This window comes from Pseudomonas sp. GW821-FHT03A09 (assembly GCF_059421065.1).
Map to the genome: position 1 here is coordinate 419,290 of NZ_JBWKUX010000005.1, position 17,756 is coordinate 437,045.

General features: G+C 56.4%; 19 protein-coding genes and 1 tRNA gene. 5 read left to right on the forward strand and 15 right to left on the reverse strand.

The features are described from left to right. Nucleotides 1–94 precede the first annotated feature (94 nt). From AC07V4_RS12250 to AC07V4_RS12265, 4 genes are all read right to left on the reverse strand, one after another. A complete protein-coding gene (locus tag AC07V4_RS12250; protein ID WP_492636115.1) occupies nt 95–307 on the reverse strand; it encodes a hypothetical protein in 213 nt (70 codons plus the stop codon). Nucleotides 308–442: 135 nt separating this feature from the next. Next, a complete protein-coding gene (locus AC07V4_RS12255) occupies nt 443–1,267 on the reverse strand; it encodes a tetratricopeptide repeat protein (RefSeq protein ID WP_492636114.1) in 825 nt (274 codons plus the stop codon). Between the two features lie 13 nt (nt 1,268–1,280). Further along, on the reverse strand, nt 1,281–2,513 hold the full coding sequence (locus AC07V4_RS12260) for a retropepsin-like aspartic protease (protein WP_492636113.1): 1,233 nt from the start codon (nt 2,511–2,513) through the stop codon (nt 1,281–1,283). 475 nt (nt 2,514–2,988) lie between these two features. Then, nucleotides 2,989–3,744: a Fic family protein gene (locus AC07V4_RS12265; RefSeq protein ID WP_492636112.1), complete on the reverse strand. Its 756-nt coding sequence runs from the start codon at nt 3,742–3,744 to the stop codon at nt 2,989–2,991. A gap of 165 nt (nt 3,745–3,909) precedes the next feature. On the opposite strand from AC07V4_RS12265, the gene AC07V4_RS12270 reads away from it, so the two are divergent. Further along, a complete protein-coding gene (locus tag AC07V4_RS12270; protein ID WP_492636111.1) occupies nt 3,910–4,371 on the forward strand; it encodes a hypothetical protein in 462 nt (153 codons plus the stop codon). Nucleotides 4,372–4,445: 74 nt separating this feature from the next. Next, complete coding sequence (locus tag AC07V4_RS12275) at nt 4,446–4,958, forward strand: DUF6932 family protein (protein WP_492636110.1); 513 nt, start codon at nt 4,446–4,448, stop codon at nt 4,956–4,958. Between the two features lie 849 nt (nt 4,959–5,807). Here AC07V4_RS12275 and AC07V4_RS12280 read toward each other — a convergent pair. The 5 genes from AC07V4_RS12280 to dapA form a co-directional block, all read right to left on the reverse strand. Further along, nucleotides 5,808–5,897 (reverse strand) — tRNA-Ser (locus tag AC07V4_RS12280). A gap of 83 nt (nt 5,898–5,980) precedes the next feature. Next, nucleotides 5,981–6,694 carry a phosphoribosylaminoimidazolesuccinocarboxamide synthase gene (purC, locus tag AC07V4_RS12285; protein ID WP_492636109.1) on the reverse strand — a complete coding sequence of 238 codons (714 nt, stop codon included), beginning with the start codon at nt 6,692–6,694 and terminating at the stop codon, nt 5,981–5,983. Between the two features lie 27 nt (nt 6,695–6,721). Next, nucleotides 6,722–7,480, reverse strand: coding sequence for an MBL fold metallo-hydrolase (locus tag AC07V4_RS12290; RefSeq protein WP_492636108.1), 759 nt, complete (start codon nt 7,478–7,480; stop codon nt 6,722–6,724). Nucleotides 7,481–7,484: 4 nt separating this feature from the next. Next, on the reverse strand, nt 7,485–8,600 hold the full coding sequence (gene bamC, locus AC07V4_RS12295) for an NlpB/DapX family lipoprotein (RefSeq protein ID WP_492636107.1): 1,116 nt from the start codon (nt 8,598–8,600) through the stop codon (nt 7,485–7,487). 17 nt (nt 8,601–8,617) lie between these two features. Then, on the reverse strand, nt 8,618–9,496 hold the full coding sequence (gene dapA, locus AC07V4_RS12300; RefSeq protein ID WP_090366213.1) for a 4-hydroxy-tetrahydrodipicolinate synthase: 879 nt from the start codon (nt 9,494–9,496) through the stop codon (nt 8,618–8,620). Nucleotides 9,497–9,769: 273 nt separating this feature from the next. Between dapA and AC07V4_RS12305 the strand changes: the two genes are divergently transcribed. Together AC07V4_RS12305 and AC07V4_RS12310 are read left to right on the forward strand one after the other, a co-directional pair. Next, entirely contained in the window at nt 9,770–10,330 is a 561-nt protein-coding gene (locus tag AC07V4_RS12305; RefSeq protein WP_003189463.1) for a glycine cleavage system transcriptional repressor, read from the forward strand. 10 nt (nt 10,331–10,340) lie between these two features. After that, nucleotides 10,341–10,814 carry a peroxiredoxin gene (locus AC07V4_RS12310; protein WP_492636106.1) on the forward strand — a complete coding sequence of 158 codons (474 nt, stop codon included), beginning with the start codon at nt 10,341–10,343 and terminating at the stop codon, nt 10,812–10,814. Between the two features lie 29 nt (nt 10,815–10,843). Here AC07V4_RS12310 and AC07V4_RS12315 read toward each other — a convergent pair whose 3' ends face one another. Next, nucleotides 10,844–11,914, reverse strand: a complete 1,071-nt coding sequence (locus tag AC07V4_RS12315) for an AI-2E family transporter (protein WP_431750938.1) — start codon at nt 11,912–11,914, stop codon at nt 10,844–10,846. A 30-nt stretch (nt 11,915–11,944) separates the two neighbouring features. After that, nucleotides 11,945–12,184 carry a sulfurtransferase TusA family protein gene (locus AC07V4_RS12320; RefSeq protein WP_269133153.1) on the reverse strand — a complete coding sequence of 80 codons (240 nt, stop codon included), beginning with the start codon at nt 12,182–12,184 and terminating at the stop codon, nt 11,945–11,947. Between the two features lie 95 nt (nt 12,185–12,279). Here AC07V4_RS12320 and AC07V4_RS12325 point away from each other — a divergent pair, with 95 nt between their 5' ends. Beyond that, nucleotides 12,280–13,713 carry a M48 family metallopeptidase gene (locus tag AC07V4_RS12325; protein WP_492636105.1) on the forward strand — a complete coding sequence of 478 codons (1,434 nt, stop codon included), beginning with the start codon at nt 12,280–12,282 and terminating at the stop codon, nt 13,711–13,713. Between the two features lie 67 nt (nt 13,714–13,780). On the opposite strand, the gene AC07V4_RS12330 is transcribed toward AC07V4_RS12325, so the two are convergent. From AC07V4_RS12330 to rpoE, 4 genes are all read right to left on the reverse strand, one after another. Then, nucleotides 13,781–15,220 (reverse strand): DegQ family serine endoprotease, encoded by a 1,440-nt coding sequence (locus AC07V4_RS12330; RefSeq protein ID WP_492636104.1) that lies wholly within the window; start codon nt 15,218–15,220, stop codon nt 13,781–13,783. 234 nt (nt 15,221–15,454) lie between these two features. Beyond that, nucleotides 15,455–16,417, reverse strand: coding sequence for a MucB/RseB C-terminal domain-containing protein (locus tag AC07V4_RS12335; RefSeq protein WP_492636103.1), 963 nt, complete (start codon nt 16,415–16,417; stop codon nt 15,455–15,457). Nucleotides 16,418–16,433: 16 nt separating this feature from the next. Continuing rightward, complete coding sequence (locus tag AC07V4_RS12340) at nt 16,434–17,021, reverse strand: sigma-E factor negative regulatory protein (RefSeq protein ID WP_492636102.1); 588 nt, start codon at nt 17,019–17,021, stop codon at nt 16,434–16,436. 32 nt (nt 17,022–17,053) lie between these two features. Then, nucleotides 17,054–17,635, reverse strand: a complete 582-nt coding sequence (gene rpoE, locus AC07V4_RS12345) for an RNA polymerase sigma factor RpoE/AlgU (protein WP_003172477.1) — start codon at nt 17,633–17,635, stop codon at nt 17,054–17,056. Nucleotides 17,636–17,756 lie beyond the last annotated feature (121 nt).

Below are 17,756 nucleotides of genomic sequence, written 5' to 3' on the forward strand. Positions count from 1 at the left end.
TACGCCAAAAACAATATTAACTTATTGATTTAAATAAAATTTAACAACCATTAAAACAATACTTGAGTAAGAATTTTCCGACGAGTGGAACATTCTAATATTTGACTTCCATAAATAGCTGAAAATTAATATAGGATTTTTCCCAAGCCATCAGACTTTTCCCACAGACATCGCTACCGCTCTGTTCATCAAGCCACTGAACGTATTGATCATCCAGCTCCACTTCGCGATCCCGGTCCTTGTCGCTCTCTCCTGCAAGAATTCCCAAACCCTTTTCAGCAATCAGCCACTCGCCATCACGACGCACCAATCGAACCTGAGCATCAATATAGAACGCACTGCCGTGATATATGCGGTCTTGCTCCCCCTCATAATCGCTGTTTGGAACGGGCCTCTACCGCCGTTTGTGAATACAGCTGTTCCAGATCATCTCGGGCACTGTTCAATGAGGGGTCACCCGTTCCAAGGCCTTCAGCCTGGTTTTAGCGCTGGGAATATGCTCACGGCTCAGCAGGTACCATTTTCTCGCGGCGTCCAGGTCCTGCTGAACACCCAGCCCCTTCTCATACAAGTAACCAAGATTGGCCTGGGCTAGCCAAAACCCCATCTGGGCTGACCGGCGATACCATTCAGAGGCAGCGAGGAAGTCCCTGCTGCGCCCGGTCCCCGTAGCGAAGCACTTGCCCAACAACAGTTGCCCTTCGGCATTGCCGCCATCCGCTGCCCTCTGAAAACAATCACAGGCATTCACAGCGCTGGCGTGGGAGCCCACGCCATCGCCATACAGGTAGCCCAGCCGGAGCGATGCTTTGAGCAAGCCCAGATCGGCTGCCTGTTGATACAAGTGCTCGGCTTTTGCGTAGGACTGTTCTACGTCCAGCCCCATTTCGTTTAGATACCCCAGGTTATAAATGGCCTCAGGGTCTTTGGCGGCCGCGGCCAGGGTGCTGTAATAAAGCGCTTTGCCTATATCTCGCGGTATCGTGCTGCCTTCGATGTACAAGGCGCCCAATACCGACTGAGCGGCAATGTTCCCCTCCTGCGCAAGCACTTCCCACTCCTTGACCGCCCGGCCAGTGTCACGCCCAACGCCTTGTCCGTAAAAGAACAGCCGGGCAATAAAAATACGCGACGACTGAGAGTTATCCCTGTCACGCACAGCCCGGGCGATTTCATAGGCCTTGGCGTAGTTCTCCTGCGCGTAAGCGGCCAAGGCTTGGTTCATATCCGCCGAACAGGCCCAGGGAAGAAAAAACAGCGTGGTCATCAACACCATCAGCCTACTGGACATTGTTCAGACACCCCCACCCCTGATTGAAGTCCACCACCAATTGGTAGTGTTCGAATGCGCTCCATCCCAGAACATAGGGCAGCAGGTAAGTGCGTGTTGGCGAATACAGTCTTTGCGCTGATCTGTCCTTGCCTGCCAGGCTAATAACCTCACTGACCCGATATTGAACTTCATGATAGGAACCGGTCAGGTCGTTTATCCGGCCGCTTTGAACGGAAACACCACTGCCGAGCGGTTTTTTCCCACCACTCAGGTACTCCATGTTTCCGGTATCCAATAGAACTGGAACCTTCTCGCCATCGACCAGCAGATAGGTAAATAAAAATTGTGTGGTACGGGACAAGTTGCCGCCCAGAAATACCCTGGACTCACACAGGTTCTGGTCGGCAGTACCGCCAAAGGTGATATCCGAGCCGTCGATGCTTATCCGGCCCAGTTTGGAGAGCAGGTCCAGACCCAGGAGCGTTTCCGTGCCTCCCATCAGAACCGCCACGTTTTTCAACCTTTGTCCTCCAACATCGAGGGTCTTCAAGAGCGTCATCTTCGACTTCGCGGTCGAACCCTGGTAATAGGTCGCCAGATCGAACGCCCAAGGACTGACCTGCAGGTTCAGACGTCGAGCATCGGCGGCTGATACATGGCTGACGCTGGCTCCGGTATCCAGCTTGGCCTTGAGCGCAACGCCATTTATTTCAACAGTCAGATACGGCTTGGCCCGCAACATCAGAAAACCGTTGTCCACCGTCTGCCACCCGATCGCTGTTGCGCCGGGGCCGGGGCCTTGTTCGAAAGCGGGGAATTCCTTGATGGCCGCCAGGCTCTGATCATTGAGCCCTGGCACCTTGGCTGACCAGATCGCTCTACTGTCCGTGTCCAGCAGCCGATAAAGCCGAAGCATTTCTTGATAGTTCTTTTGATTGAATGCTTCGCCCAGCAGCAATAACTGGCAGGCCAATCGCCTTTCCTCGGAGACAATTTGAGCGCATGCAAGGCTGTCTGTTCCAGCCCCTGCAACCGACTGTAACGAGCGCCTCAGAATGATCGCGGCGATCACACTCTGCTCATTGTGTCTTTCCAGAAGCCTTGAAAGGGCCGGTGCCTTCGGCAGAAAAGCCGCTTGCTCAATACCCGGCAGTTCACTGGGCGCCGCAAAGGCGCCTCCCCCCCCCCACAACAACATGACAAGCATAAGAACAATATTGCTCAAGCCACGCACTTTCATCATTGGACTCGCAACGACTGCAACTCTTCAAAAAAAGGTACGAACTAAAAGTAGTCGTACCTTTACAGCGTTAGTGAATTGGTATTGTGACCGTCACGCCACCTCCAGCCCCGCCATTGGGATCGACAGAACTGTTAGTCGCGCCCTGGAAGCCACTCGGCGTAGACGGTTGATTGGTGCCATGGGTTTCTGTTATCGAATTGCCATTCATACTACCGACAGTAACTTGTACTCCATTGGGGGTGGTAAAGGTAAAGCTATGCCCACCGCCGCCGCTGCTACTTATGCTGTCATGAACTCCATTTTCATCATTCCAATCCGAAGTAGGATCTGTAGGACTCCCGCCGGAAACAAGCAGCAACTCTGCAGCCGTTAGTTCACGCATTGCAAACCTCGCTCAATGAAGTAAATATCATTCCCTGGTTTTCCTTCCCTGGCCATTAACGCACGCATCAAGTTCCTTTGAGGCGCTGTATCAAGCCGCACATAGCCGGCTGATCAAAGAACAATAGAAACCCAGCAACTCATCCCACTCACCCAAAGTCTCGGCCATTCGCACACGAATCTGATAACCGCCCTGAGCTGCCGAATAAGCGTCGTATAAGTGCAAGTAATTTTGTGGACTACGCAATAGCAAAAAATTCAACAATATCCTCGCTGCTCGCCCATTTCCGTCCACCAGAGGATGGCAATTCAACAATACTGTAGACACAACAACAGCAGTGACGACATCAGGAAGTGAATCCTTACGAGAGAGAATGAACCTGTGCATTTCATTCAACGCAGGCTCTATATGATCTGCATCAGGATACTTGACCCGACTGCCCTGTCGATCCGCCGTGGTAAAAACCGAGCCCTTGCGAAGCGAGGTTGGCTTTTCCAGTAACAGGCAACCCAGCGCCTCGATGAACCTGTAGAACTGCAGAGGTCGGTATTGCTCCATGCAACTTGCAAAGGCCTCGGCGAGCTGGCTCATCGCCTCAACTTCACTGAGTGAACGACTCGCTACATGGGCCGGCGGATTTCTCTGCATGTAGTACGGACTCAATGAATGTCGCAGTACTGCCAACGAGTCATCACTGTGAATGATTTGCAGCTGCTCAGCTCTGTTTCGATGGCCATGGACAACGAGCTGTTTATTCGTTCTGCCGACATACCGCAGCGTTTCGACCGCGAGTAACTTCAGGTCCGGATAGAGCAGGAGCTTCCTTTCAACTACATTGCCTTCCATAGCGACGATAAACCTTTGAGGAACTATTGCCTGACAGCCGTTGTAACAGCTGGAGATTGCACTTTTCTTACAGGCGGCAAACTAAATAAAACCCATGAACAACGTTTGCAGGCAACAAGAAATCGTGCTATATAGCCCGAAATATCCATAATATGGACAACTTATATGCTCACCCTACCCTTGCATCAAAAGATAGCTTTAGTTGTCTGCATCTTAATATCCAACACGCTAAATGCCGACTCATTTTCTGGCGGTACTGGTTGGGGAAAACTTGCGCAAGTCTTACTTTCAGTGAGCACTTGCCAAAACCGATTATTGGAAACGGAACGAGCAGCGTGTTTCAAACGCAATGCCCGACAAGCCTGCCAATATGCACCAGAAGGCATCGAGAAAGAGAACTGTATAAAGGAATACTCAGCTTATTCGGTCCCATCCGACACAGATCCCTCAAAGAATCATTCGGGACCGTTGCACCCCCTGACGGAGCATGTTCCGAATATTTTTTCCCCTTCCACCAAGACTGAAAAAAATCCGCACAACTCCAAAACTGACGAGTTTGACTCAAGAATAAAAGATCTATTGTACCCCCCGAGCCAGCGCAACTTTAATCAAGGCGCAATCAACTAGAACCGTTACCACCCCACCTCAATACCTATTCGGCTCTTTCACCCCAGATCACAACCAGCAGCGGAGAATGCAACATGCCTGCAGACGAATTAGACACTTTGCTTTCGTGCTACTACAACCAGGCGAGCAAACGTGCATTTCCGGCCTTTCTCGACTCTGACATCACCAGCACACCATTGAACTCCGCACCTTACGTCACCTCGCTCTCGCACTTCTGCGAGGCTTACCCGAGCCCTCCCAGACAGGGACTTGCGGCTCAGTTGAAACTGTCGATTAGCGAATTGAACGATGCAGGATTGAGCGCTGATATCGCACTGGTCGGAGGCAGCTTCCTGACCTTGAAAAGCACTCCAGGTGATCTGGATATCGTACTTTTTTATTCGCTGAACAAGGAAGAAATTGCCTTTCCCCTAGACCAATGGCAGCGCGCCCAGAAGCTCAAGGGCCTGGATGTGCGTTTGGTCCCCATGGATACCCGCCCCATCCTGACACTGAAAATGGCACTGTTCTTCGCACTTCTATACACCCATAAGAAATACGATGGCCGTACAACTCCAGGGCTGGTACTGATCGACTGCAAGGGCTGACCCCATGCAAGTTCAGCTACCGCCTCAGGGCAAGTGCCGGTCGGGCTCAGACCGGAACGCCAAGGATGATGCGGGATGCCTTAGCGCGGTACTGCTGGTCTTCCTGACGACGCAGAGCATCGACTGGAAACAGCCCGGCAACCCTTGCACCGCGGGCCCGCCTGCGCTCAAGGACTTCAACATACTTAGGGTGCGTCATGCAGACGTTTCTGTCACGACAACCTTTTGTAATTGTCGAGGATAAATACACCTCTGGGAGAATGGCCCCAGATGGATATCAGCGACAATATTGCTATCGCCCTTCGCTTAAGTGCATGGCCTGTACTGTGCGTTCAATCAGGAAATTGGTTTGCCGCGTACACAGCGAAGTGCTTTTCAGTGACTCGGATTCGCTCTGCCCCAATCGCTTGCCAGATAGCCTTGTATGGTCGACGTGGGACGAAGAGAGCTATGCATCAGCACATCAATCCCTAGGTCTGGTTTTTGATCGAGTTGATTTCGTCCTTGGTCCCTATCTCAAAGATCAAATTTCCGCCTAGGCACCGTCGGCATCACGGCAAACCTCTACTGAGTACTAAAACCAGCGCTGTATACATCACACATCACTGTCCGGATCTTTCAAGAAGAGAGCGTAAAGGCTAAGGTCCGAGCACACCCGTAGCTATGGCTTGGCTTCAGGATGCGTAGGACACTGCTCAAGAGGAATGACGGTCGAAGCGCTTGGGTTCGCGAATAATGCCAATCGACGTAGAGAAGAGCGACAAGGAGCGCTAAAGGCGATGTATTTTACGTAGAGTCCTGAAATGCAAAAAGCCCCGAGACTTTGATCTGCGGGGCTTTTCTATGTAATGGCGGAGAGATAGGGATTCGAACCCTAGGTACCGGTGAAGGTACAACGGATTTCGAATCCGTCCCATTCGGCCACTCTGGCATCTCTCCAACGGCGCGCATCATAACAGTGTGTTTCGTGGAAGCAAACCCCAAAAGAGATTTTTTTCCGTGCTATCAGATGCTTGCGTCGATTAAAGCGGTACGCCGAGACGATTGGCGACTTCTTCGTAGGCTTCGATCACGTCACCGAGGCCCTGGCGGAAGCGGTCTTTGTCCATCTTCTTCTTGGTGTCCTTGTCCCACAGGCGGCAGCCGTCCGGGCTGAATTCGTCGCCCAGGACGATGGAGCCGTCGTGGAACACACCGAATTCCAGTTTGAAGTCCACCAGCAGCAGGCCGGCGTCGTCGAACAGTTTGCTCAGCACGTCGTTGACCTTGAGGGACAACTCCTTCATGCGCGCCAATTGCTCAGCGGTACCCCAACCGAACGCCACGACGTGGGATTCGTTGATGAACGGGTCGCCCTTGGCGTCGTCCTTCAGGAACAATTCGAAGGTGTAAGGATTGAGCTTGAGGCCCTCCTCCACGCCCAGACGCTTGACCAGGCTGCCGGCAGCGTAGTTACGCACAACGCACTCGACCGGGATCATGTCCAGCGTCTTCACCAGGCACTCGTTGTCGCCCAGCAGCTTGTCGAATTGGGTCGGAATGCCGGCCGCTTCGAGCTTCTGCATGATGAAGGCGTTGAACTTGTTGTTCACCATGCCTTTGCGGTCAAGTTGTTCGATACGCTTGCCGTCGAACGCCGAAGTGTCGTTGCGAAACAGCAGGATCAGGCGGTTGGCGTCGTCGGTCTTGTAAACCGACTTGGCTTTGCCGCGGTAGAGTTCTTCACGTTTTTCCATGATGGGCTCCGATTTGAGTGAGGTGGGCTAGGCGATATGTCGCCAGTCGAGCCCTGAATCTTGATCGGCCAGTTGCAGCCAGTCCGGGTCGCACCCGAGGGTGTCGACAAAACATTGCCGGGCAAGCGTCGGCAGGTTGTTCTTGCTGCTCAGGTGGGCCAGGACCAGGTGTTGCAGGTCTTGCCAGCCCAACTCGTACACCAGGTATGCCGCCTGGTGGTTGTTCAAATGTCCCAGTTCGCCGCCCACCCGTTGCTTGAGAAAGTACGGGTAATGACCACGAGCCAGCAGGTCTCGGCAGTGGTTGGACTCGATCATCAAGGCATCGAGGTCGCGGTAACCGTCCAGCACCTTCGCGCAGTAGGAACCCAGGTCGGTAAGCACGCCGAAACGTCGCTCACCGCCACTGAATACATATTGCGTCGGTTCCTGGGCGTCGTGTGCGACGGCAATCACATCGATGCCCAACGCACCGATTTGCAGTTGCTCACCACCGGCCAGGAAGCCTGCAGGTTCAATGGGTTTGCGCATCCCGCGCAAGGTGCCGCGACTGAGGTACACCGGAAGATTGTAGCGCCGAGACAGTAAACCCACGCCATGCACGTGGTCGGCATGTTCGTGGGTCACCAGAATCGCGCTCAGCTGCGAGGGGTGAACCCCCAGTCGCAGCAGGCGCCGCTCGGTTTCTTTTAACGAGAAACCACAATCCACCAGCACATACGTGTCGTCATGTGCGACCAGCGTGCCGTTCCCTTGGCTACCGCTGCCGAGAACGGCAAAACGCATCGAATCAGCCCAGGTTGTCCTGAATCACGCCCAACACTTTGCGTGCTGTTTCAGCCGGCGCAACGGTGTTGATGTTCTTCTCGACGGTGACTTGCACGCTGTCGCCAACCTTGCTCAAACGAACCTGATAACGCTCGGCGCGGGTTTCGATCTCTTCCTTGGTCGGCTTGCTGCCGAACAATTTGCCGAAGAAGCCTGGCTCGTCGTCTTTCTTCTCGGCCTTTTCAGCCACGTTGATGTAGTAAAGGCCCAGGCTGCGGTTGATGTCCTCAACACGCCAAGGGCCTTTCTCCAACGCGCGACCTACACTGGCCCAGGCACGATCCAGGTCTTCACCCAGGTTCAGTACCACGTTGCCACTACCGTCTTCACTGAGACTGACGCGGTTAGGCGTGTCGTAGTCGCGGGCGGCAAGCAGGGAAACCGAGCCACCCTTCTCGGAGATACGGCTCATGCTGGCCAGCATCTCGTCGACCAGAGCGGCATCGACACCGGTGTTGACCGAGCGGTTGGTGAAGTCAACGTTGGTGGTGCTGCCGCTAGGACGCTCGGCGCTGACCACATAGACTTCACTGGTATTGCGCTGCACGCCAGGCTCGATGCGCACACGCACACGGGCTTCGCTGTCAGCCGCTACGCCACCGGCCAGCAGGCGCTGGGCCATGTTGGCGGACAGTTCGCTGCCACGCTGCCATGTAGTGGTGAACTCACCGGTTTGCGGGCGCTGCTGGTCGAGGCGGAAACCATTGTCCTGGAAGAACTGCACCGCCACCGGCCAGACTTCGGCTGGCGGGCGCTGGGCCACGATCCAGCGGTTGTCGCCGCTCTTCTGCAGGCTGTAGTCGCTGGCATCCGCCACGGCCGTGATTGGCTGTGGACGCGGCACCACGAATTCACCTTTGACGGTGTCGTCGGCTACGTTGCGTGGAATCGGCAACAGAGGGTCAAGGCGCTTGGCGACATTGACATCAGGCGGCAGTTGCATCGGTTTGGTCGCTTGCGCGTCCAGGTAATCGCTGCCGCGGTCACGGAAGTAGCCTTCCGGGCCCCAAATCCAACCGCAACCACTGGTGCTGGAGATAATCAAGGCAAGTGCGGAAAGTCCGGCCAATCGCTTCATGCGTAGTGCTTCCTCAATTAAACCAGGACGCCGGACTGGCGCAGGGCCTGTCGCAGCGGTTCGTGACAGGCTTCGCTGAGACGGGTGAGCGGCAGACGGATACCGTCCGGCATCATGCCCATTTCAGTCAGTGCCCATTTCACGGGAATAGGGTTGGATTCGATAAACAGTGTCTTGTTGAGCGGCATCAGCTTCTCGTGGATCGCGCGGGCGGTCACGGCATCACCGGCGATGGCGGCGGCGCACATTTCGCTCATGGCACGCGGGGCCACGTTGGCGGTCACGGAGATGTTGCCCTTGCCACCCAGCAGGATCAGCTCGACAGCGGTGGCGTCGTCACCGGAATACACCAGGAAGTCGCTGCTCACGCCGGCCAGGATGTCCTTGGCACGCTGCAGGTCGCCGGTCGCTTCCTTGATGCCGATGATGTTCGGCACAGTGGACAGGCGGATCACGGTCTCGGCCTTCATGTCGCAGGCGGTGCGGCCCGGAACGTTGTAGAGGATCTGCGGGATTTCAACCGCTTCGGCGATGGCGCGGAAGTGCTGATACAGGCCTTCCTGGGTTGGCTTGTTGTAGTACGGGGTCACCAGCAGGCAAGCGTCCGCACCCGCCTTCTTGGCGTTCTTGGTCAGTTCGATCGCTTCGCGCGTCGAGTTGGCGCCCGTACCGGCGATCACGGCAATGCGACCCGCGACACGCTTGACCACGAACTCGATCACCTGGATGTGTTCTTCCACATCGAGGGTCGCCGACTCACCGGTGGTGCCGACCGCAACGATGGCGTTGGTGCCTTCTTGCAGGTGGAAGTCCACCAGTTTGCCCAGGCTGTCCCAGTCGAGATGACCTTGTGCATCCATGGGTGTGACCAGTGCCACCATACTGCCCGCAATCATGCAACCGCTCCTGCCGGAAAAAGAGAGCCGTAATGGTACTGGCGCCAAGATGCTTGCACAAGCGAAGTACCGCCTGAGGATGCGTTCTGGATCAACTAAACGACGGGCAATGCCATCATTGGGCCAAAGCCTGGCCCGTAGCACGATGAAATCAGACCTATCACGCAATGAAAACGCCACCTCCTAGCCCTTGGCGACGCTTTTCGCTACCCTTCATCCTTTGATCGATACAGCCCACACGGTATCGACCGCTCATCGCTTTAGGAAGGCTGCATGTCCACCCCCACAGTTCGCGAACAATTCCTTGTTATCAGTGCCCTCGGCGCCAACCCCATGGAGCTGACCAACGTCCTGTGCCGCGCCAGCCATGAGAACCGCTGCGCCGTCGTGACCTCCCGCCTGACCCGCCATGGCGAGTGCAGCGCGCTGGTCCTGCAGATTTCCGGCAGCTGGGATGCCCTGGCGCGCCTGGAAACCGGCCTGCCGGGCCTGGCCAAGAAGCACGACTTCACCGTCAACGTGGTACGCAGTGCCGCGCTGGAAAACCGCCCACAGGCACTGCCTTATGTGGCGTATGTCAGCTCGGCGTACCGCTCGGACATCGTCAATGAGCTGTGCCAGTTCTTCATCGACCACAACGTCGAGCTGGAGAACCTGACCTGCGACACCTACCAGGCACCACAGACCGGCGGCACCATGCTCAACGCCACGTTCACCGTGACCTTGCCGGCCGGCGTGCAGATCAGTTGGCTGCGCGACCAGTTCCTGGATTTCGCCGATGCCCTGAACCTCGACGCCCTGATCGAGCCATGGCGCCCACAGAACCCTATGTAAGGAAGACACCATGCCGGTAGCCATCGACACCCCCGTGGCCGATTTCGAAGCCCAGGCCACCAGCGGCCAGACCTTCAGCCTCGCCGCCCTCAAGGGCAAGCAAGTGGTGATCTACTTCTATCCGAAGGACAGCACCCCGGGCTGCACGACTGAAGGCCAGGGCTTTCGTGACCAGTACACGGCGTTCAAGGCCGCCAACACCGAGGTGTTTGGCGTGTCACGCGACAGCGTGAAGTCCCACGAGAACTTCAAGGGCAAGCAGGAATTCCCCTTCGAGCTGATCAGCGACAAGGACGAAGCGGTTTGCCAGCTGTTTGATGTGATCAAGCTGAAGAAGCTGTATGGCAAGGAATACCTGGGTGTTGATCGCAGCACCTTCTTGATCGACAAGGATGGCGTGCTGCGTCAAGAGTGGCGCGGCGTGAAAGTGCCGGGCCATGTAGATGCCGTACTGGCGGCCGCTCAAGCCTTGAACAAAGCGTGACCCTGTAGTGAGCGGGCTTGCCCCGCTCACTACAACAGCGGTGCAACCACCGGTTCCTGTCGAGGCCACGCATCCAGCACCGCCTTGAACAGCGTCGCCAGGGGAATCGCAAAGAACACCCCCCAAAATCCCCAAAGCCCGCCAAACAAAAGCACTGCACAGATGATTGCCACCGGGTGCAGGTTGACGGCTTCGGAGAAAAGCAGCGGCACCAGCACGTTGCCATCCAGGGTCTGGATAATGCCGTACACCGCCATCAGGTAGATGAACTGGTCACTCCAGCCCCACTGGAACAAAGCGATCAACATCACCGGCACCGTCACCACCACGGCGCCGACATACGGCACCACCACTGAAACACCTACCAGCAACGCCAGCAGCGCCGCGTAGTTCAGCCCAAGTGCGACAAAGGCGATGTAGGTGACGCCTCCGCAAATAACGATCTCAATCCCTTTGCCACGAATGTAGTTGGCGATCTGGCGGTTCATCTCTTCGGCCACCCGCGTAATCAACGCGCGCTCACGCGGCAGGTAGCCACGTACCCAGCGGCCGATCATCGCGCGGTCCTTGAGGAAGAAAAACACCAGGATCGGCACCAGTACCAGATAGATCATGATGTTGACCACCAACGGCAGGCTGGACAGAGAAAAGGTCAGCGCCCACTGCCCGAATTTTCCGATCTCACCGCGCGCCACTTCAATGGCCTGCAACACCTGCTCATCCGACACCAAATGCGGATAGCGCTCGGGCAGCAAGAGCAAGAGTGATTGCCACTTGGCAAGCATGCCCGGCAATTCATTGAACAGAGTGATCAACTGATGCCATAGCAACGGCAGCACCACCACAATGAACACCACCAGCACGCCCATGAACAAGGCAAATACCAACCCCACCGCCACACCGCCCGGTAAACGCAAGCGCTCCAGGGTAGTGACCAACCCCTGCATCAGGTAGGCCAGCACCATCCCTGCCAGCACCGGCGCCAGCATTCCACCCAAAGTGAGTACGGCCGTAAAAGCCAGGAACAGCAGGACGGCCAGCACCACGGCCTCTTCATCGGAAAAGTAGCGCTGAATCCAGTCTCGTAACACTTTGAACATCAATCAACCTCGGGTGGTGGGGTGAACGATTCAGGCTTTGCGCAACCAATAACGGTACACGCCGGCAGCGTCTTCTTCGTGTAGCAGAGTATGACCAGCCAGTTTGGCAAAAGTCCGGAAATCGCGCTGGGAGCCAGCATCAGTGGCGGTCACCTTGAGTACTGCACCACTGGCCAATCGATTGAGTTCCAGCTTGGCCTTGAGCAGGGGCAACGGGCAATTGAGGCCGCTGGCGTCGAGCTCGGCATCAAAGGCTACAGCGTCGGTCATGGGTTTACTCCGGACAAGCGTTTGGGCTGCTTAGAATATCTGGTCCGAAGCTCAGTGTCCGGCTACAGTAAGCTCTTTGTCGAAAGGCTTTGTGCATGACTTTTTTGCGCCCTACCCTGCTGACGCTGGCTTGCCTGCTGGCCTCTCCGGGCTTCGCTGACGACCTGCCGTCACTTGGCGACGCCAGTTCTGCCATTGTCTCGCCACAACAGGAGTTTCAACTGGGCCGCGCCTGGCTCGCTTACTTGCGCGGTCAGGTCTCGCAGCTCAATGACCCACAGCTCAAGGATTATGTCGAAACCAGCGTGTATAAACTGGTGGAGACCAGCCAGGTCAACGACCGGCGCCTGGAGTTCATCCTGATCAACAGCCCGCAACTCAACGCCTTTGCCGCGCCTGGGGGGATTGTCGGGGTCAACGGTGGTCTGTTCCTCAATGCCCAGACTGAAGGTGAATACGCTTCGGTACTGGCCCACGAATTGGCGCACTTGTCCCAACGTCACTTTGCACGGGGCGTAGAAGCGCAGTCGCGCATGCAGATCCCGATGATGGCCGCCCTGCTCGGCGGCATCATCGCGGCGGCGGCAGGTGCGGGTGACGCCGGTATTGCTGCCATTGCCGGCAGCCAGGCAGCGGCTATCCAGGAGCAACGCCGGTTCTCGCGCCAGAACGAGCAGGAGGCTGACCGTATTGGCATCCTCAACCTGGAAAAAGCCGGTTACGACCCGCGCTCCATGCCCACCATGTTCGAACGGCTCATGCGCCAATACCGCTTCGACGCCAAGCCACCAGAATTCCTGTTGACTCACCCGGTGACCGAGTCGCGGATCGCCGACACGCGCAACCGCGCCGAACAAGCCAAGCCCGGCGGCAAGGAAGACAGCCTGCGCTATCAACTGATCCGCGCACGCGTGCAACTGCAATATGAAGACACCCCGGGCCTGGCCGCCAAGCGCTTCCAGGCACAGCTGGACGAAAATCCGAAGAACGACGTGGCGCGCTATGGCCTGGCCATCGCCCAAATCAAGGGCATCAAACTCAAGGAAGCGCGGGAAAGCCTGGCACCGCTGCTGGCCAAGGCGCCCAACGACATTACCTACAACCTGGCGCAGATCGAGCTGGACATCACCAACAATCGTCTGCCGGACGCCCAGCAGCGTACTGACCGGATGCTCACCCAATACCCTGGAAACTATCCATTGAACCAGGCGCGAGTGGACTTGCTGCTCAAGCAAAACCGCACCGCTGATGCCGAAAAGGCGCTGGATGGGTTACTCAAATCCCGCCCCGACGATCCAGATGTGTGGTACCAGGTCGCAGAAACACGCGGTTTGTCCGGCAACATCATCGGCCTGCATCAGGCCCGGGCCGAATACTTTGCCTTGGTCGGTGACTTCAAACAGGCCATTCAACAACTGGACTTCGCCAAGCGTCGGGCCGGCAACAACTTCCCGCTGTCTTCACGTATCGACGCACGCCAGCGTGAATTGATCGAACAGGAACGCTTGGTAAAAGGAATGATGAGCTAAACCCATCGCCCACAAAAAAGCCCCGCCTTCGTCAAACGAAAGCGGGGCTTTTTATTGGGCTAGAGAATTACTCAGCCAGCTTGAAGGTGATGAAGCTGGCACGCCCCTGACGCAGGACACGCATCGACACCGAACGATTCTTCGGCAACGCCTTGGCGATGTCGGTGAATTCCTTGGTGGAGTTGATCGCCTGATTGTTCAGGTGGGTAATCACATCGCCCGGCTGCAGGCCGATCAAGGCGGCAGGACCGTCCTGGACTTCCTTGATCACCACGCCGCTCTTGAGGTCGAAGCTCTTCTTCTGCTCGGCGGTCAGCTCAACGACAGCAATGCCCAGACGGTTGCTGCTGCGCTCGGCACCTGGCTTGGCATTACCCAGCGCATCCAGAGTCGCGCCTTCTTCGGGGATCGCACCGACGGTCAGCTCAACGGTCTGGCGCTTGCCCTCACGGATCACTTCCAGCTTGGCTTTGCTGCCCGCCTTCAGAGCACCGACCAAGTGCGGCAAATCGGCGGACATGATGATCGGCTGGCCATTCATGCTCAGGATCACATCGCCGACTTGCAGGCCGCCTTTGGCAGCCGGACCGTCGTCCTGAATCTGCGCGACCAAGGCACCGGCCGGCTTGTCGAGGCCAAAGGATTCAGCCAGGTCTTTATTCACTTCCTGGATGACTACGCCCAACCAGCCACGGCTGACTTTGCCACCGCTTTTCAACTGGTTGGAAACATCCATGGCCACGTCGATCGGAATCGCGAAGGACACGCCCATGAAGCCACCGGAACGGGTGTAGATCTGCGAGTTGATACCCACCACTTCACCCGCCAGGTTGAACAGCGGACCACCCGAGTTACCCGGGTTGATCGGCACGTCGGTCTGGATGAACGGCACGTAGTTTTCGTTCGGCAGGCTGCGGCCGATGGCGCTGACGATGCCCTGTGTAACGGTATGGTCAAAGCCAAACGGCGAACCGATTGCCACGACCCACTGCCCGGCCTTCAAATCCTGGGATTTACCCAGCTTCAGCACCGGTAGATCCTTGCCATCGATTTTCAGCAGGGCCACGTCGGAACGTGGGTCAGTTCCGATCAGCTTGGCTTTCAGCTCACTGCGGTCGGCCAGGCGCACGAGGATCTCGTCAGCATCGGCAATCACATGGTTATTGGTGAGGATGTAGCCATCAGGCGAAATGATGAAGCCCGAGCCCAGGGACTGCGCTTCACGCTGACCACCACCGCCGCCACGCGGGGAGCGTTGTTGCGGCATGCCACGTTCGAAGAACTCGCGCAGCATCGGCGGCAGGCCTTCCAGGTCCGGCATCTGCTGGTTGGAGACTTTGCGTTCCGGCAGCTTTTGCGTGGTACTGATGTTCACCACGGCAGGCGAGGCCTGCTCTACCAGTTGGGTGAAGTCGGGCAGCTCGGCCGCTTGCGCGGACACAGCCTGACCCAACACCAGCACCGTGGCGACTATGGATAAGTAAGACTTCAAACGTGGTATCGACATACAGCTCCCGTTACGACGAGCAGGGTTGAGCGACAGGGTTCAAGAAACGCCGAAAACTGCGACCGACATCTTTGTTCCGCGAACAAAACAAGGCCAGAGCCGACAAGCCCTGACCTATAAAAAACATGGGGATTTTTTGCAAGTGAAAATACTGATCCGGACATTTCATGCTCTCAGCCCCCAAACAAGCATAGGTTTACATTGAAAGGTCTGGATGAACATAGGATTAACAACTCACGGCTGGGAGGCAGCCTTTTCACTACGTACCGATAGAGCGATGCGCTCGGCAGTGCCGATGGGGATTTCGCCGACAACCGTCACCATCACCTCACCGTCCACGGTGTTCAGGCGCCGTGACACGGCCACCGTAGGGCCAAGCTGAGTACGGGCCTCCGTCACGCTCGCACCGTCTGTCGACTCAAGGAAAACCGAGAATCGCGCAAGCCCATCGTCATACATCAAGCTGTCGATCGTGGATTTGGTTTGGGTGTCTTGACGTGCGGTACTGCTGGTGAGCTGAAAACCAGGCGGCAACCAATCCAGGTGCCATGCCTGACTGGCCGGCACTTCTGGTGCTTTGTTATTGGAAACCGTGACGGGCGTACATTCGCTGCTGGGTTGCAAATCTCGATCAGAGGGCGCGACTGACGTGTTCAGGCGAGTGAACTGGAAGCGCTCCAGCAACTGCCCTTGATCGTTGAGCAACAACGATTTGAGTGGTAACGCCGTTTCGCGATCCACATGCAGCTCAAAGCCATACCGATATTGGTCGCGCGGGGTGATCGAGACAATTACCGCATTACGGCCGGCCACGCGGGATTTGCCAATAACGGCCAGGTCATAAAACTGAGTGAGCTTTTGTGGATCAAGGGCACGCGGAGACGATGCATCACTTGAGTTACCAAGGCCGGCGACGAGTGTGCCGCTGACGCATTGAGTACGACCATCTATCCGCACGACTTCCTGGGCAGATCCGTCGAGTTGTAATAATCGCTCGCGAACCTGACCATCCTGGACACGATGCCAGATGTCATGGGTAGAAAAACTGCCATTACGCTCGTAGACGAACGTACCTTCGAAGCTTTGCTGCTGCTCTGCACGCCCAAGTCGAGTCAGCCAGTCTTGGGCTTCGTCGGCATGGGCGGATAGTGCAAACCAACTACTGAGCAAAAGCGTAAGGAGCGGTATGGCGCGCATAGGGCCCCTTAGCGGTTCAGCGGTTTTCCAGGCTTGCAGCACGGGCATAAGGCAAAGCGCTTTCAGTGCCTTTCAAGGCCGATTCCTGTGCGTGTTGGCGCAGGTAACCTGGAAGGCGCTGATCCTGCCAACCGGATTGCCCTTGAAGTACACCGTTGGCCATAGGGCCGGTGGTATCAGAGCTTTCCTTGTAGCCGGCCAGCACTGCCGGGCCTTTAACTTGCGGGCCGGCCATGACGGGTTGCTGAGTCTGTTGGGCCAACTCGTTACCGGCGATCTCATCCTGGTTGTACAAGCGAACACCCGCCAATACGGCAACAGTCACCGAAGCAGCAACCGCCAAGCGGCCCAGACTGCGCCATGGACCTCGAGAAGCTTTGGCCGGAACGGTTTCATCGGCCAGCGCAGCAGAAACGGCCGCAGCAATATCCAGACGAGGGACTAATAGATCCTTGTGCATCACCGCCCGAGCGACTTGGTAACGAGACCAGGTATCACGGGTTTCGGCATCATCGAATGCATTGAGCACTCGACGAAGTTCCAGTTCATCCGCTTCGTTATCCATCACTGCGGACAGCGATTCCTGCAGGGCATCACGACTCATGGCGGTTCCTCTCTTGGCTGTCGCCGCTGTCTTTAGTTTTCCTGCAACAACGGTTGCAAGGCTTTATCGATGGCTTCCCGGGCCCGGAAAATCCGTGACCTTACAGTCCCCACCGGACACTGCATGACGCTCGCAATGTCTTCGTAACTCAGACCGTCGAATTCACGTAAAGTTAACGCCGTACGCAAATCTTCCGGAAGTTGCTGAATTGTGCGATGAACGGTGCCTTCGATCTCGTCGCGCAGCAGTGCTCGCTCCGGCGACTCGAGATCCTTGAGGCCGTGATCACCATCGTAAAATTCTGCATCTTCTGAACTTACATCGCTATCAGGTGGGCGGCGCCCGCGAGACACCAGATAGTTCTTCGCCGTGTTGATGGCGATGCGGTATAGCCACGTGTAAAACGCACTGTCACCGCGAAAATTGCCTAGCGCCCGGTATGCCTTGATAAAGGCTTCCTGTGCTACGTCCTGCGCTTCATGGGTGTCGTGCACAAATCGCACGATCAACCCGAGAATTTTGTGCTGGTATTTCAGCACTAGCAGATCAAATGCTCGCTTGTCGCCGCGCTGAACGCGTTCGACCAGCTGCTGATCCTCTTCCTGGGTTAGCATGAACACTCCTCGTTGTACTTGAAGGAGGCTTGCATAACTAAACGATCAGGCTTGCAAACATAGACTCGGGCTTTTCGCAAAAGTTCTCCCCCTTCAAGCAAGTTTCCGGTGCGCACTGATT